Origin of the sequence: Mesorhizobium sp. M7A.F.Ca.CA.001.10.2.1 (assembly GCF_003998575.1) — a bacterium.
Taxonomy (GTDB): domain Bacteria; phylum Pseudomonadota; class Alphaproteobacteria; order Rhizobiales; family Rhizobiaceae; genus Mesorhizobium.
Genome location: NZ_RZQY01000010.1, coordinates 1 through 14,970, shown reverse-complemented (window position 1 = coordinate 14,970; position 14,970 = coordinate 1). Strand labels below are relative to the sequence as shown.

General features: G+C 63.7%; 12 protein-coding genes. 8 read left to right on the top strand and 4 right to left on the bottom strand.

Annotated elements, in window-relative coordinates:
• Positions 1-11 precede the first annotated feature (11 nt).
• Together EN964_RS01515 and EN964_RS01510 are read right to left on the bottom strand one after the other, a co-directional pair.
• Positions 12-1,658: an acetolactate synthase large subunit gene (locus tag EN964_RS01515; protein WP_127268600.1), complete on the bottom strand. Its 1,647-nt coding sequence runs from the start codon at positions 1,656-1,658 to the stop codon at positions 12-14.
• 85 nt (positions 1,659-1,743) lie between these two features.
• Positions 1,744-3,081, bottom strand: a complete 1,338-nt coding sequence (locus EN964_RS01510) for an SRPBCC family protein (protein ID WP_164748648.1) — start codon at positions 3,079-3,081, stop codon at positions 1,744-1,746.
• Between the two features lie 128 nt (positions 3,082-3,209).
• Between EN964_RS01510 and EN964_RS01505 the strand changes: the two genes are divergently transcribed.
• Positions 3,210-4,103, top strand: a complete 894-nt coding sequence (locus tag EN964_RS01505) for a LysR family transcriptional regulator (RefSeq protein ID WP_127270114.1) — start codon at positions 3,210-3,212, stop codon at positions 4,101-4,103.
• Positions 4,104-4,107: 4 nt separating this feature from the next.
• On the opposite strand, the gene EN964_RS01500 is transcribed toward EN964_RS01505, so the two are convergent.
• A complete protein-coding gene (locus EN964_RS01500; protein WP_127269819.1) occupies positions 4,108-5,379 on the bottom strand; it encodes an FAD-binding oxidoreductase in 1,272 nt (423 codons plus the stop codon).
• 195 nt (positions 5,380-5,574) lie between these two features.
• Here EN964_RS01500 and EN964_RS01495 point away from each other — a divergent pair, with 195 nt between their 5' ends.
• The 7 genes from EN964_RS01495 to EN964_RS01465 all read left to right on the top strand — a co-directional run bounded on the left by EN964_RS01495 (position 5,575) and on the right by EN964_RS01465 (position 14,336).
• Entirely contained in the window at positions 5,575-6,567 is a 993-nt protein-coding gene (locus EN964_RS01495) for a dipeptidase (RefSeq protein WP_127269817.1), read from the top strand.
• Between the two features lie 312 nt (positions 6,568-6,879).
• A complete protein-coding gene (locus EN964_RS01490) occupies positions 6,880-8,439 on the top strand; it encodes an ABC transporter substrate-binding protein (protein WP_127270115.1) in 1,560 nt (519 codons plus the stop codon).
• 52 nt (positions 8,440-8,491) lie between these two features.
• Complete coding sequence (locus EN964_RS01485) at positions 8,492-9,439, top strand: ABC transporter permease (RefSeq protein WP_127268564.1); 948 nt, start codon at positions 8,492-8,494, stop codon at positions 9,437-9,439.
• 28 nt (positions 9,440-9,467) lie between these two features.
• Positions 9,468-10,307, top strand: a complete 840-nt coding sequence (locus EN964_RS01480) for an ABC transporter permease (protein WP_127268563.1) — start codon at positions 9,468-9,470, stop codon at positions 10,305-10,307.
• Positions 10,304-11,287, top strand: a complete 984-nt coding sequence (locus tag EN964_RS01475; RefSeq protein ID WP_127268562.1) for an ABC transporter ATP-binding protein — start codon at positions 10,304-10,306, stop codon at positions 11,285-11,287. Before EN964_RS01480 ends, EN964_RS01475 begins: the two co-directional genes overlap by 4 nt.
• Positions 11,284-12,261 carry an ABC transporter ATP-binding protein gene (locus tag EN964_RS01470; RefSeq protein WP_127268561.1) on the top strand — a complete coding sequence of 326 codons (978 nt, stop codon included), beginning with the start codon at positions 11,284-11,286 and terminating at the stop codon, positions 12,259-12,261. Before EN964_RS01475 ends, EN964_RS01470 begins: the two co-directional genes overlap by 4 nt.
• A 47-nt stretch (positions 12,262-12,308) precedes the next feature.
• On the top strand, positions 12,309-14,336 hold the full coding sequence (locus EN964_RS01465; protein WP_127276126.1) for a CocE/NonD family hydrolase: 2,028 nt from the start codon (positions 12,309-12,311) through the stop codon (positions 14,334-14,336).
• A gap of 20 nt (positions 14,337-14,356) precedes the next feature.
• On the opposite strand, the gene EN964_RS01460 is transcribed toward EN964_RS01465, so the two are convergent.
• The coding region (locus EN964_RS01460; RefSeq protein ID WP_127276124.1) for a LysR substrate-binding domain-containing protein at positions 14,357-14,970 on the bottom strand (614 nt) is incomplete at its 5' end.

Genomic DNA, 14,970 nt, shown 5'->3' with positions numbered 1-14,970 from the left:
TGTCGCTGCCGTCAGGGCGTCTGCGGCGCTGGCAGCCGCTCGCGCAGTTCGTCGACAAGCACCCTGGTGTTTTCGGAATAGTCGATGGGCACGACGACGAGATGCACGCCGCCGCCGGTGAAGGCCTGTTCCAGCGCCGGCCGCAAGTCGGTGATCTCCGCAACCCTGGTCCCCTTGGCGCCATAGGCCTCGGCATACTTGACGAAATCGGGATTGCCGAAGGTCATGCCGAAATCCGGGAACGCATCGACCGCCTGCTTCCAGCGGATCATGCCGTAGGCGTGGTCCTCGAGCAGCAGGACGACCAGGTTGAGCTTGAGCCTGACGGCGGTTTCCAGTTCCTGGCTGTTCATCATGAAGCCGCCATCGCCGCAGATGGCCATGACACGGCGCTGCGGATAGAGCAGTGCCGCCATCATCGCCGACGGCAAGCCCGCGCCCATGGTGGCCAGCGCATTGTCGAGCAGGATCGTGTTTGCCATGCGCGTCCGGTAGTTGCGCGCAAACCAGATCTTGTACATGCCGTTGTCGAGGGCGAGAATCCCGTCGGCCGGCATCACGGCGCGCACGTCGTGCACGATGCGCTGCGGCGTGAAGCGATCTTCGGTGGCGCGCGCGGCGATCCGGCTCAGAATGCCTTCGCGCAGCGGCAGCAGGACCTGCGCGTTGGGGATCTTGCCCTCGATGCGGTCGGCCAGCAGCGCCAGCGAAGGGCCGAGGTCGCCGACGATTTCGGCTTGCGGGAAATAGACCTGCTCGACATCGGCTGATTGGTAGCCGACATGAATGACCCTCGGCCCCTTCGCTCCCATGATGAAGGGCGGCTTCTCCACGGTGTCGTGACCGATGGTGATGATCAGATCGGCCTGCTCGATGGCCTCGTGCACGTAGTCGCGCTCCGAAAGGGCTGCCGTTCCCATATAGAGCTCCGTGCCGCCGGGCACGGTTCCCTTGCCCATCTGCGTGGTGAAATAGGGAATTTGCGTCCGCAGCACGAACTGCGCGACATCGGGGGTCACGCGCGGACGCGACGCCGCCGCGCCGAACATCAGCAGCGGGCGCCTGGCTTCCATGATCATAAGGGCGGCGCGATCAAGCGCACCCGGGCTGGCCAGCGGCAGTTCGACCGGGTGCGTCGGCACCAGTGCGATCGGCTCACACTCGGCCGCCGCAATGTCTTCCGGCAGTTCCAGATGTACGGGGCCGGGACGTTCTTCCTGGGCGACACGGAAAGCTTCGCGCACGAGCGAGGGGATCATCTTCGGCGAGACGATCTGGCGCGACAGCTTGGTCAGCGGCTTCATCGCCGCGACGATGTCGACGATCTGGAAGCGCGCCTGCCGGGATGACAGGATGCCCTTCTGGCCGGTGATCATGATCATCGGCATCGCGCCGAGCAGCGCATAGGCCGAACCGGTCGAAAGATTGAGCGCGCCTGGGCCAAGCGTGGTGATGCACACACCCGGCTTGCCGGTGAGCCTGCCATAGGTGGCGGCCATGAAAGCGGCTGCTTGCTCGTGGCGGGTCAGGATCAGCTGGATCGAGGAGCGGCGGATGGATTCGACGATATCGAGATTTTCTTCGCCGGGAATGCCGAAAATCCGTTCGACCCCTTCGTTCTCGAGGGCCGCGACGAACAAGTCCGAACCTTTGGTCATAAACTGTCTCTCCCGCAACATTCCGTCGGCCACCTTCATATGGCATCGGAATGCGACGCCTCAAAGAGGCATCTTCGGCCGCGGGTCAGAGCCGCGTGTTGCAGCTCGCCGCCTTCGGCGATGCGAAAAGTTCCTTCGGCGCGGACCACTGTCTGGCGGTCGCGCCGCGCGTGCCGGTGATCAGCGAACGCAGTTCCGACAGATAGGTCTGCACGAAGAACGAGGTCTGGCTTTCCAGCGGCGTGTAGGGGCCTGGCCGGTAGGCACGGGACATAATGCCGTCGGCATTGTCCTCGGTGATCTTCTTGTCCTGCACCGTGGTGACGTCCCACATCCAGCTGATCGCATCGGCGTCGATGTCGTTATCGGCATCCTTGTCGACGAGCCAGGTCAGGATGACGTCTGTTTCCATGGCGTTGCGCGGTATCATCTGGAACAGCGTGACATAATCATTGGCAGCACTTGCAAACGACAGGCGTCCGAGGCGAAAGCCGCTTTCGCCGCCATCATAGGCGTGACGACCACCCATCAGGCACGAGACCCCCTCGCCCGTATTGGACAGCGTGTTACGGCCGGAGCCGATCGGCTTGCGGTGCATGGCAAACGGCATCGTGTCGAGGTCGCCTGCCTGCCACGCACCCTTGTGGAATTCGGCATCGCCGATGACGCTGTGCCAGGCCTCGATTTCGTTCTGCCACTCGACCGCCTTGTCGGCATCGCGGGTCGCGGTCACTTTGACATGGCCGTTGACGCGGTAATATTCGGGATGAGCCGGCCGGCAGTGATAGCATTCGAGAAAGTTCTCGAGCACCAGCTTCCAGTTCGCCTTGGTCAGATAATTCTTGCGGGCGACGATGCGTGCACGGTCGAGGCCGTTTTCGCGCAAGCCGCCCGTCAGCCCGTCCGCGACAGGCTGGATGTCGGGCAGCGAACTGGCATCGAGGCCACAGAAGACGAGGCCGCCGAAACTCTTGCAGGGCACGCGGTGCAGTCCCAGCGCTTCCGGATCGACGCTTGCCGGCAGATCCTGCCGCGACTGCAGTTCGCCGGTCAGCCTGAACGACCAGGCATGATAGGGGCAGACCAGAAGCTTGCCGCGACCATCCTTGGCGCAGAGCCGCGAGCCGCGATGGGTGCAGACATTGTAGTAGGCCGCGATGTCGTCCTCGGCGTCGCCGAAGCGCACGACGATGATCTCCTCGTCGAACAGCTGGCGCACGATGTAGCGGCCCTTTTCGGGAACCTCGCTGGCATGGGCGACAAGCATCCATTGGCGCGGAAACCACAAGTCCCGTTCCAGCGCGAAGATCGCCGGGTCGGCATAAAAGGCCTGTTCCAGCGACCAGTCCGGACGTTGCCGGTCGATCAGCCTGACGGTCTCGCTTCTGTCGATAGGCTGGCTGTTCGGTGTGTAGGCCTGCACGGCAAACACCTTTCTGCTCGCTGGCGTTAGAATGATGTTTCGATAGAGTGTGCGATGCGGAAAGGCTTGCAGCAAATACAGATATGATAGACCTTCATATCGAAAAGGCATGAATGTAGGTCCGGACCGTGAAAACCCTCAAAACATCGCTTCCCCTGCTGAACGCCATGGTCGTCTTCGAGGCTGCCGCCAGGCATGGCGGGCTGACACTGGCCGCGCAGGAGCTCAACATCGCACAATCGGCGGTCAGCAGGCATGTCGCCAATCTCGAGCGCCAGCTGTCGGTCGAGCTGTTCACGCGCAGAGGCAACCGCGTCGCCGTCACCGGGGCCGGCAACACGCTGGCCGAAGCGATCCGCGAGGGTCTCGGCACCATCAGGCAAGCGGTCGAGGATTTGACCGCGCACGACAGCGATACATTCATGGTCGGCTGCAGCCACGACTTCGCGCAGGCATGGCTGATGCCGCGCTTCGGCCTCATCACATCGCAGGTTGCCGATGGCCGGGTGCTGCTGCAGACATCCACCGATTACAGGGATTTCGATCAGCCTGAAGTGGCATTGTCGATCCGTTTCGGCGAAGCCGGGCAATGGCCCGAATTCGTGACCGAAAAACTGCTCGACGGTGAATGGTTCCCGGTCTGCGCGCCGGCGTTCCTGGCGCGTTATCCGGCGCTCGCCTCGGAAGACCCCGAGGCTTTCATGGCGGTGCCGCTGCTGCATCAGGTGACGCCGCCCGGCGCGATCGACAGTTGGCAATCATGGATCGGAACCGACCGGAAACTCGACGGACCTCGGTTCACCAGCTACATGTCGATGATCCACGAAACCATCGCCGGGCGCGGCGCGGCACTCGCCTGGGCGGGATTTGCCGATGAGCATCTGCGCCGCGGCCAGCTCGTCCGGCTGACGAAAACCTCGCGTCGCCACGCCGGCTCCTTCCACATCGTCATGAGGAAGAATGCCGGCCCGGTGGTCAGGGCGGTGGCGCAGGCGCTGCTGGCCAGCGTCGGCGACAGCTAACAGATCAGGCCTCGCGACCAAACCGCGACGCTTCATGACGCGCGCCCCAGGCCGGCATGGCGGCCTCGATCTCGGCCTCCGACTTGAAGGCATCGGAGGCGTAGCGATCGACACGGAACCGCTCGGCGGAAACGAACGGGGTGTGCCCGAGGACCAGTTCGCAGGATAGCCGGCCAAGACCCGGTCCATGGGTGACGCCGCTCTCATTGTCGCCGCCGACGACCACGACATTGTCGCTGCCGGGCACCTTGCCGACGACAAGGCCGTTGTCGGGCGTGTAGCACGGCACGCCTTGCGCCCAGCTCGCGATCGTCGAACCGCGCAGCGGCGGGAACACAGTCTGCAACTCGGCAAGCTCCTGCTCGGAGGTCTCCCGCATCAGCTCGATATTGTGCGGCTGGCCAGGTTCGATCTCGTTGTCGTCGGTCTTGTAGAGAGGTTTGTAATGCCGGCCGGTTCCCCACATGACGGCGCCGAATGTTTCGCGCAGCCACAGCCGCAATTCGCGGCATTGGACCGTGGGAATGGTCGACGGCAGCCCACGATCGTCGGTGACGATGCGCGTTGCGACGACGCGCAGCAGCGGCAACTTCCAGCCGAGGCCTGATATGACCTGGTTGTTCCAGGCGCCGGCGGCAACGATCACGCCGTCAGCCTCAAGGCTGCCCTGATCGGTCTCGATGGTCACCCGGTCACCGGCATCATGGACGGCCGTTACGCGTGTGCCGCTGCGAAAAACACCGCCGAGCTCGCTGATCTGGCCGGTCAGTACCCCCATCGCCAGCTTGGTGTCGAGCTGGATGCCATGCGGATTGTAGGCGGCCGAATGGACCCGCGCCGGATCGATGAGGCCCTGCATCTTCTGGCCGATCTGCGCGGCGTTCAAATCCTGCATTTCCGGCGGGGCATAGGGTGAGTCCAGCACCGGTCGGACGAAACGCTCGCGCCCATCCTCGGTCAGCGCCATGATCAAGGTGCCGTTTGGCCGATAACCGATCTCGACGCCGACCTCGTGCAGCCTGCGATAGAAATCGAGGCCATATTGCTGCAGTTGAAGGCCTTCTTCACCGAGCGGGATCATGCCGGCGGACCAATGGGAGACGAAGCCCGCGCCGGCGCTGGTGGTCGCGGCACCCGGCTGACCCGCATCGATGACCGTCACCCGGCGCACGCCGGACCGCAGCAAATGGAAAGCCGCGCTGCAGCCGATAATACCGCCGCCGATCACGGCGATATGCCTGCTATCGCTCCCGCCATGGCTTCCGTTTGAGCTCATCTTTGTTCTCCCTTTTGCCGATGGCCCGGTCGGAGCGACATGCAGCGACGGCGACCATACAGGCCCGTTCGGAGCTGTCTAGACACATGTGTCTGTGGCCTGATACTTGATGCGCACTGCATCTGGATCACACATCCGGAACGCCGCTTGATCTGGCCTTCCGTTGTTGGTGTTGCCGAGAGAGCGAGGAAAAAAGTGAGCGTTTCGACTGCCGCCAAGGCCATTTTCGACAGTGAAATCATATGGGACGCGCATTCCGGCTTCATGCCGGATCCGGCTGCGGACCTGAACAATCTGCAGATCTGGCGCGACGCCGGCATCGACTATCTGTCAATCGATGTCGGCTTCGACCTGTTGCCCTGGGAGCAGACAGTGCGGACGCTCGCAAATTTCCGTCACTGGATCCTTGCCAATCCCGAGCACTACACGCTGGTCTCCTCCGTCGCGGAAATCCGCAAGGCCAAGCTCGAGGGCAAACTGGCGATCACCTTCGACATTGAGGGCATGAACGCGCTCGACGGCCGCATCGAAATGGTCGAGTTCTATCACCATCTGGGTGTGCGCCAGATCCTGTTCGCCTACAACAGGAACAACCTCGCCGGCGGCGGTTGCCACGATGTCGAGACCAGCCTGACGGCATTCGGCCGCGAGGTCATCGACGAGATGAACCGTCTCGGCATGTTCGTCGACGTCACCCACACCGGCTACCGCACCTCGATGGAGGTGATGGAATACTCGAACCGCCCTGTCATCTTCTCGCACTCCAACGCCAAGGCCCTGTGCGGCCATGGCCGCAACATCACCGACGAGCAGATAAAGGCCTGCGCGCGCACCGGCGGCATCGTCGCGATTGTCGGGCTCAATCGTTTCCTGGGAGAAGGGCGGACGGACTCGGACAGGCTGGCTGACCACATCGAATATCTCGTCGACCTGGCTGGCCCAAATCATGTCGGCATCGGACTGGACTACGCCTTTCCGGTTGATGTCAAAGGCATCGACCGCATCATTTCCGACAATCCGCAATTCTGGCCCAAGAGCGAATATCCGGAAGGGGCGACGACCTACGCGGCTCCCGGCCAGATGCGCGAACTGACCGATGTGCTTCTGCGCCGCGGCCAGTCCGAGCAGACCGTGCGCAACGTCCTGGGCGGCAATTTCGTGCGCCTGGCGGCCGAAATCTGGAAGTGAAGGTAGCGGAGAGCGCGTCTCCGCTCCAGCTCTTGATCCAGGCCCCACCGAATAGCGGGCCAGGCCGCACCGTGTGCGCGATCACATTTCGCGCTTAGCCGCTTGCCCATGCCGACGTAGCGGCGGGGTCGGATCGGATATCGAGATTTCCCGCAAGATCGTCCGTCTCCAAGATTCGGACATGCCGGCAAAATTTTCGCTAGACATAGATGTCTATTATTAGCAGTTTTAGCTGACAGACACATTCGGCCCGGCTTGGAGAATGGCCAACGGCTGGAAAGCAAAACAACGAAAACAGCAGAGGGGTAGAGCATGTCCATTCTAGCCGACACCAGGGTTTCGCGCCGCAGCCTGCTCGCCGGAGCCGGCGCTTTCGGCCTCGCCTCAATGGTCAATCCAAAAGTTTCCTGGTCGAGCGACGGGCCGATCCTCAAGGTGCGATCCTACGCCGACATCCAGACGCTCGACCCTTGCTTCCGGCTGGCGGCGCCTGAAGGCGACATCACCAGCGTCATCTTCGCCGGCCTCGTCGTCACCACGCCGGGCGATAGCTGGGGCTGGCGGCCGATGGCGGCGGAAACGATCAAGCAGCTCGACCCGCTGACCGTCGCCTTCCAGCTGCGCGACAATATCGGTTTCACAGACGGCTACGGCCAGATGACGGCGGAAGACGTCAAGTTTTCGATCGAACGCATCGCCGACCCCGCCAACAAAAGCCCCTATTCCGGCGACTGGGCAACGCTCAAGGAAGTCGAGGTCAAGGACAAGCTGTCGGGGCTGATCCACCTGAAGCAGGCCTTCGCGCCGCTGTGGACGTCGACCTTGCCGACGCCGTCCGGCACCATCCTGTCGAAGCGCGCCATCACCGAGCTCGGCGGCAAGATGGGCGTCAAGCCGGTGGCCCAGTCGGGCCCCTACATCCTGAAGGAATGGCTGCCCAAGCAGCGCACGGTGCTGGTGCGCAATCCCGACTGGAAGTACGAGCAGGGCGCCTTCGCGGAAATCCACATCCATCCGATCGAGGATGAGAAGACCGCCGAACTTGGCTATGAGGCCGGCGACCTCGACTACACCTGGACCGCGGTCTCCTCGATCTCGCGGCTGAAGCAGACACCGCCGCCAAAGACGACCGTCGTCGAGAAGCCTTCGCTGGCCTTTGTCTGGCTCGGCATGAACCAGGATGTCGCTCCCTTCAACAATCCGAACATGCGCCGCGCGGTTCAGTACGCCGTGGACCGCAAGGCGGTGGTCGACGCTGCCTATTTCGGTGCGGCCGCCACGGCCACCGGCATCATCGCGCCCGGTCTGCCTGGCCATCGCGAGAAGAACCTCTTCGATTTCGATCCGGACCGCGCCCGCGACATGATCGCCAAGGAGGGGCTGGCCGGCACCACGATCACGCTCGACATCCTCAACAAGACCGAGCGGCTGACCGCGGCGCAGGTCGTGCAGTCGAACCTGCAGGATGTCGGTCTCACTGTGGAGATCAAGCAGAACGACAGCGGCACCTTCTGGACGCTTGGCGCCAAGGAAGGCGACTACTACAAGAAGCTGCAGATGATCATCAGCCGCTTCTCCATGCAGCCGGACCCGAGCTGGGCCACCGCCTGGTTCACCCGCGACCAGATCGGCGTCTGGAACTGGGAGCGTTTTTCCAGCGAGGAATTCGACAAGCTCAACGCCGAGGGCATGGTCGAGCTCGACCCGGCAAAGCGCGATGTCATCTACAAGAAGCTTCAGGACCTGATGGAGGAGAACGGCAACTACATTTTCCTGACGCATGAGGTCACCGGCATCATGAATCGAGACACGCTTGTGGCCGGCCTGAAGCCGAACGGCGAACCCGTGTTCACCGACTTCAAACCGGCATGATATCGGCGGGCGGGGCTCGCCCCGGCCAAAGACCATCCGACAGGTACCGAAAATGATCCGCTACGCCCTCAAGCGTCTGTGGCTTGGCGCCATCATCATCAGCGTCGCCATGATGATGATGTTCGCCATGGTCTACCTCATTCCCGGAGACCCGGCCTCCGTCGCGCTGGGGCCACGCGCGACGCCGGAGATGAAGGAGGCGCTGCGCGAGCGTATGGGCTTGGATCAACCTGTCTGGCGGCAATTCGTGAACTTCTACGGCTCTGCCTTGCATGGCGATCTCGGCACCGAGGTTCTGTCGAACCGGCCGGTCCTGGACGTGGTGATGGAACAGCTTCCGTTCACGCTGGCGCTGGTGGTCGGCGGCATCACGTGGTCGGTGGCGCTGGGCATCCCGCTTGGCTGCATCGCGGCGGTGCGGCGCGGCGGCTTTGTCGATCAGGTGATCGGGGTGCTGTCGGTGGCGATGATCGCCGTGCCATCCTTCGTCGTCGCCATCTATTCGCTGCTGGTGTTTGCGGTCGCCCTGCAATGGCTGCCGGCGATCGGCGCCGGCGAACCGGGCGACCTCGCCAGCCGGCTTCAGCACCTCATCCTGCCGTCTCTAGCGGTCGGCCTTGGCTGGATCGGCTACATCTCGCGCATGGTGCGCGCCTCGATGCTGGAGACACTGGAGGCCAGCCATATCCGCACGGCGCGCGCCTTCGGCCTGACCGAGCACCGGATCGTCTACACCTACGCGCTGCGTATCGCCGTGCTGCCGACGATCACCTTGCTCGGCGTCGGCATCGGCCACATGCTGTCGTCTTCCGTTTTCGCCGAAATCGTCTTCGCCCGCCCCGGCATCGGCAAGCTGGTCTATGAGGCGATCTCGGTGCGCAACTACCCCATCGTCTCCGGAGCCGTGCTGGTCACCACGGTCTTCTTCGTCCTCGTCAACGTAGCGGCCGACATTCTGGTCGGCCTATTGGATCCCCGTGTCAGATCAAGTTTCAACTGAGCTGCCGTCCCGCAGCTTCCGTCTCGGCATGATATGGCGCACCGTGCGCCGCATCATGCGCGAGCCGCTGGGCGCCATCGGCCTGACGCTGGTGACGGTCGTGGTGCTGTCAGCGGTCTTCGCCAGCCTCCTGACCAGCTATGCGCCGAGCAAGATATCGCCGGCCGAACGCTTCGCTTCGCCGAGCCTGCTGCATCTGCTCGGCACCGACCATCTCGGCCGCGATCTTCTCACCCGGGTGCTCTATGGCGGGCGCGTCGCGCTTTTGATCGCGCTGGGCGCGACAGCGGTGTCGCTGGTTGTCGGCGTCGTGCTGGGGCTGATCGCAGGCTATGGGCCGCGCTGGCTCGACAATGTGCTGCTGCTGATCTTCGACGCGGTGAAGAGCTTTCCCACCGTTATGCTGGCGCTGACGCTGGTCACCCTGTTCGGCCCCTCGCTCTACGCGGTGGTGCTGGTGGTGATGCTGGTCAATGTGCCGGGTTATGCCCGCATCATCAGAACCCAGACGCTGGTGCTCAAATCAGCCGAACATGTCATGGCGGCGCGCTCGATGGGCGCCAGTGCGGGCCGCATCCTGCGCGTCCATATCCTGCCCAACATCATCGGCCCGATCCTGATCTTGATATCGATGGACATTCCCGTGGTGGTGGCGATCGAGGCCGGCATGAGCTTTCTCGGGCTCGGCGTGCGGCCGCCGACGCCGAGCTGGGGCGCGATCCTCAATGACGGCTTCGCCAACATTCGCGATTCCTACTGGATCGTGATTGCCGGCGGCCTGCCGATCGTGCTGACGACACTCGGTTTCACCTTCTTCGGCGAGACGCTGCGCGACCTCTTCGATCCCAGGCTGAAGGGACGCTCATGACGGTTCTCGAGGTCAAGAATCTGAGCGTCGCCTTCCACACCGAGAGTGGGCGATTGGAGGCGCTGAAGCAGGTGAGCTTTTCCGTGCCGGCCAACCGCAGCGTCGGCGTGGTCGGCGAATCCGGCTGCGGGAAATCGACGCTCATCAACGCCATTCTCGGCCTGCTCGCCGACAATGGTGAAATCACATCGGGCGAGATCATCTTCGAGGGCGACAAGGACCTTGCCCGGCTCGACCCCACCGCGATGCGCGGCTTGCGCGGTCTCAGGATCGCCACCGTGTTCCAGGATCCGATGGGCGCGCTCAACCCGGTGCTGTCGGTGGGGCGCCAGATGCGCGACATCCAGTATCGCTCGAACCTGTCGAAGCGGGACAAGGATGCGCGCTCGGTCGCCATGCTGCGCAAGGTTCGCATTCCCGATCCGGAAAGCCGGCTGACGCAGTTTCCGCACGAGTTCTCCGGCGGCATGAAGCAGCGCATCGCCATCGCCATGGCGCTGATGATGGAACCGGCGCTGCTGATCGCCGACGAGCCGACGACTGCGCTCGATGCGACGCTGGAGGTGGCCACTATCGAACTGCTCAAGGATCTGCAGCGCGACATCGGCTGCTCGGTGCTGTTCATCTCGCATCATCTGGGCGTGATTGCCGAACTCTGCGACGAGATGATCGTGATGTATGCCGGTGAGGTGGTGGAGAGCGGCACGACTCGCGAGATCTTCCACGATGCGCGCCATCCCTACACGCAGAAGCTTTTGGCCTGTGATCCCGCGCGGCTGTCGCAGCGGGTTGCCCGCCTGCCGACCATCGCCGGGACCTTGCCGGATCTGCGCCGCCGACCAAGCGGCTGCGTCTTCCAGCCGCGCTGCGATCGCGCCGACGCCCAATGCCTGACGACGCCTCCCAGCGCAATCCTCGGTGGGTCTCACATCGCCCGCTGCTGGCATGCGGACATTCCCTTGGGAGCGATGAACGCATGAGTTCCGACGACCTGCTCCGTGTCAGCGATCTGCGTGTCTCGTTCCGGGTTGGCGGCCTGTCCGCCAGACTTGCCGGGCGAGCCACCGAGATCGAAGCGGTGTCCGGTGTCAGCTTCACGCTTCAACGAGGCAGCACCTTCGCATTGGTCGGCGAATCCGGCTCGGGCAAGACGACGCTGGCGCGCACGCTCAACGGTCTTCAGCCGGTGAAAGCGGGCACGATCCTGTTTGAAGGGCAGGAACTGCAAGGCCTGTCCAACGCCGCCATGAAACCGGTGCGGCGGCGCATGCCGATGATGTTCCAGGATCCGGTCGGATCGTTGTCGCCGCGGCTCAGCGTGCGGTCGCTGCTGTCGGAGCCTTTCGTCATCCACGGACTGTCGGATCGCGATCTCAACGCCGAAGTCACACGACTTCTTGCACTGGTCGGGCTGCCGCGCGATTTCGCCGACCGCTACCCGCACCAGCTTTCCGGCGGCCAGGCGCGCCGCGTCGGTGTGGCGCGGGCGATCGCGCTGGACCCGGTGCTGGTCGTCGCCGACGAGCCGACAGCCGGCCTCGACGTCTCGGTGCAGGGAGAGGTGCTGAACCTGCTCAACGACCTGCGTGACCGCATGGGCCTGTCGATGCTGATCATCACCCACAATCTGCATGTCGTGCGCCAGATCGCCGACCGCATGGCGGTGATGTATCTCGGACGCTTCATCGAACAGGGCGAAACCGAAGCGATCTTCCGCGCGCCGCATCATCCCTATACGGCGGCCCTTCTCTCGGCCAATCCAGAGCCCGATCCCGACAGGGTGCATCAGCGTATCACGCTGCCGGCTGACGTTCCGTCCTTGTTGGCGCGCCCTTCAGGCTGCGAATTTCACACACGCTGTCCGCAGGCCCAGGGCCGCTGCACGGTGGATGTCCCCGTCCCGGTCGCAGTTGGCGACAGCCGTCTGACCTGCCATTTCCCGCTGAACACATAAGGATCGCCACCGGCGCAAGTGTCGGCCGGGCGTTGAGAGGAGCCGCCATGCAAGATATCCGCGTCGTCACCGATTTCCCGCGCAAAGTCCGCGAGATCGAGAATTTGTGGATTCCGATGCCGGACGGCGTCAAGCTGGCCGCACGCATCTGGTTGCCGGAAGACGCGGAGGCCGATCCGGTGCCGGCGATCCTGGAATATCTGCCATATCGCAAGCGTGACGGAACGGTGGAGCGCGATGCGCTGACGCATCCCTATTTCGCCGGTCACGGCTATGCCGGCGTGCGGGTCGATATGCGCGGCTCGGGCGACAGCGAGGGGCTGTGCAAGGGTGAGTATCTGAAGCAGGAGCAGGATGACTGCCTGGCGGTCATCGAATGGCTGGCCCGGCAATCTTGGTGCTCGGGTAGTGTCGGCATGATCGGCATCAGCTGGGGCGGCTTCAACGGGCTGCAGGTCGCCGCCCGCCGCCCGCCGGCGCTGAAAGCCGTCGTCTCGCTGTGCTCGACCGACGACCGCTATAATGATGACGTGCATTATCTCGGCGGCGCGATGATGTGCGACAATCTGATGTGGGGAACCACCGCTTGGGCCATCGCCATGACGCCACCGGATCCGCTTGTTGTCGGCGACCGCTGGCGCGAGCTTTGGGAGCAACGGCTGAACGGCAACGGCATCTGGATGCAGGACTGGTTCGAACACCAGCGCCGCGACGATTTCTACAAGCACGGTTCGATCTGCGAGGATTATTCCGATGTCGAGATCCCGGTCTATGCCGTCGGCGGCTGGGCCGCCGGCTATCCCAATCCGATCTTCCGGATGCTGGAAAAACTGAGCGGTCCTCGCAAGGGCCTGATCGGACCCTGGGGCCACAAATATCCGCACTTCGCCATGCCCGGACCGCGTATCGGCTTCCTGCAGGAGTGCCTGCGCTGGTGGGATCAATATCTCAAGGGCATCGACACCGGCATTGCCGACGAGCCGATGCTGCGCGCCTGGATTCAGGATCCCGCACGGCCGGCGGCGATCTATGACGAGCGGCCCGGCCGCTGGGTGGCGGAACCGGCGTGGCCGGGACCCGGCGTCGGCGAAAAGGTGCTGAACCTTGCGCCGCATGTGCTGAGCGAAGCCAAGGGCGCAAACGCGATCCTGGAGGTTTCATCGCCACAGACGGCCGGCCTGTCGTCCGGCGCCTGGTGCGGCTATGGCGTGATGCCGACCTTGCCGGTCGACCAGCGCATGGAAGAAGGCAATGCCCTGATCTTCGAGACGGCGCCGTTGACCGAAGCGGTCGAGATCCTTGGCTTCCCCGAATTCGAGGTCAAGCTCTCCTCCGACAAGCCCGTCGCCCTTCTGTCCGCCACGCTGTCGCAGGTATTCCCTGAAGGTGCCGCCTCGCGTATCAGCTACGGCATCCTCAATCTGAGCCATCGCAACGATGATCTGGACATCGCACCCATGGTGCCGGGCCAGGCGGAGACCGTCCGCGTCAAGCTGCGCTGCTGCGGGCAGCGTTTCGAGGTCGGCGAGCGTATCCGGCTGGCGCTGGCGACATCGCATTGGCCGATCGTCTTCCCGACGGCCGAGCAGGCGACGTTGTCGATCCATTGCGGCGACAGCCGGCTGATCCTGCCGGTGCGCGCGCAGCAGAAGCTGGACGACACACTGGGGGTTTTCCTGACTCCGGAAAGCGCCGCGCCGATGGAGCAAGAGGTGCTGGCCAAGGGCGACGGCTTCCAGCGTTCGGTGTCGACGGACCAGGTCACCGGCGAGACCGTCTATCAGGTCGCCAATGATGGCGGCACGGTGCGGCATCCACATACGGGAATGGTGCTCTCGGCGAGGCATGTCGACCGGTTCATCATCCACCCCGACGATCCGAACTCGGCGGTCGGCACCTGCACCTGGGACAAGTCCTATGGTCGCGGCGACTGGCAGGTGCGGCTTTCAGTGAAGGCGACGGTAAGGGCGCTGCGAAAGGTCTGGCGGATCGAGACCCACATCACCGCCCATGATGGCGATGAGCTGATCGTCGACCGCAGCGAGGTCAAGGAGTATCCGCGCGATCTCAACTGAGAGCGATTGCGACGTTGCGGTTAGGCCATCGACTTCGGCAAGGCAGCCGCCAGCGCATCGACGGCCAGCCGCACCTTCAGCGGCAGATGCGGTGTCTGCAGCCAAAGGGCGTGGCAGTCGTAGAGATATCGCGGCTGATCCGGCAACAGCGCCAGCAGAACGCCGGCTTCAATGCGCTCGCGCACCAGCCACCAGGGCAACCAGGCAAGGCCCATGCCGTCGGCAGCCGCGTCAGCGATGGCATCGAGATCGTCGAGCCGCAGACGGCCGGTCGGTATGATCTCCTGCACCGGTTGCCCCTCTCGAGCAAATAGCCAGGGCTGAATGATCTGGCCGAGCCGGCGGTAGACAATTGCCTGATGGTCGGCGAGATCCTCGATCTGTCGCGGTTCGCCATGATTTCTGAGATAGGAAGGTGCGGCGCAGACGACCATGTCCTGGCGCGCGACGCGGCGTGCGATCACCCCCGCCTTGTCGCCCAGAGCACCGGTCCGAATGGCGAGATCGTAGCCATCCTCGGCAAGATCGGCGAAGCGATCGCTGAGAGATAGATCGAGTTCCAGCATCGGATATTGCCGGGCGAGTTTCAGCAGCACGGGCGTCACGCAGTGGCGACCGAAATGCGCCGGCATGG

Excerpts from the sequence above, each read along its gene's own strand:
- EN964_RS01515 (WP_127268600.1), bottom strand. The coding sequence starts at position 1,658 with ATGACCAAAGGTTCGGACTTGTTCGTCGCGGCCCTCGAGAACGAAGGG.
- EN964_RS01500 (WP_127269819.1), bottom strand. The coding sequence starts at position 5,379 with ATGAGCTCAAACGGAAGCCATGGCGGGAGCGATAGCAGGCATATCGCC.
- EN964_RS01490 (WP_127270115.1), top strand. The coding sequence starts at position 6,880 with ATGTCCATTCTAGCCGACACCAGGGTTTCGCGCCGCAGCCTGCTCGCC.
- EN964_RS01485 (WP_127268564.1), top strand. The coding sequence starts at position 8,492 with ATGATCCGCTACGCCCTCAAGCGTCTGTGGCTTGGCGCCATCATCATC.
- EN964_RS01480 (WP_127268563.1), top strand. The coding sequence starts at position 9,468 with ATGATATGGCGCACCGTGCGCCGCATCATGCGCGAGCCGCTGGGCGCC.
- EN964_RS01475 (WP_127268562.1), top strand. The coding sequence starts at position 10,304 with ATGACGGTTCTCGAGGTCAAGAATCTGAGCGTCGCCTTCCACACCGAG.
- EN964_RS01470 (WP_127268561.1), top strand. The coding sequence starts at position 11,284 with ATGAGTTCCGACGACCTGCTCCGTGTCAGCGATCTGCGTGTCTCGTTC.
- EN964_RS01465 (WP_127276126.1), top strand. The coding sequence starts at position 12,309 with ATGCAAGATATCCGCGTCGTCACCGATTTCCCGCGCAAAGTCCGCGAG.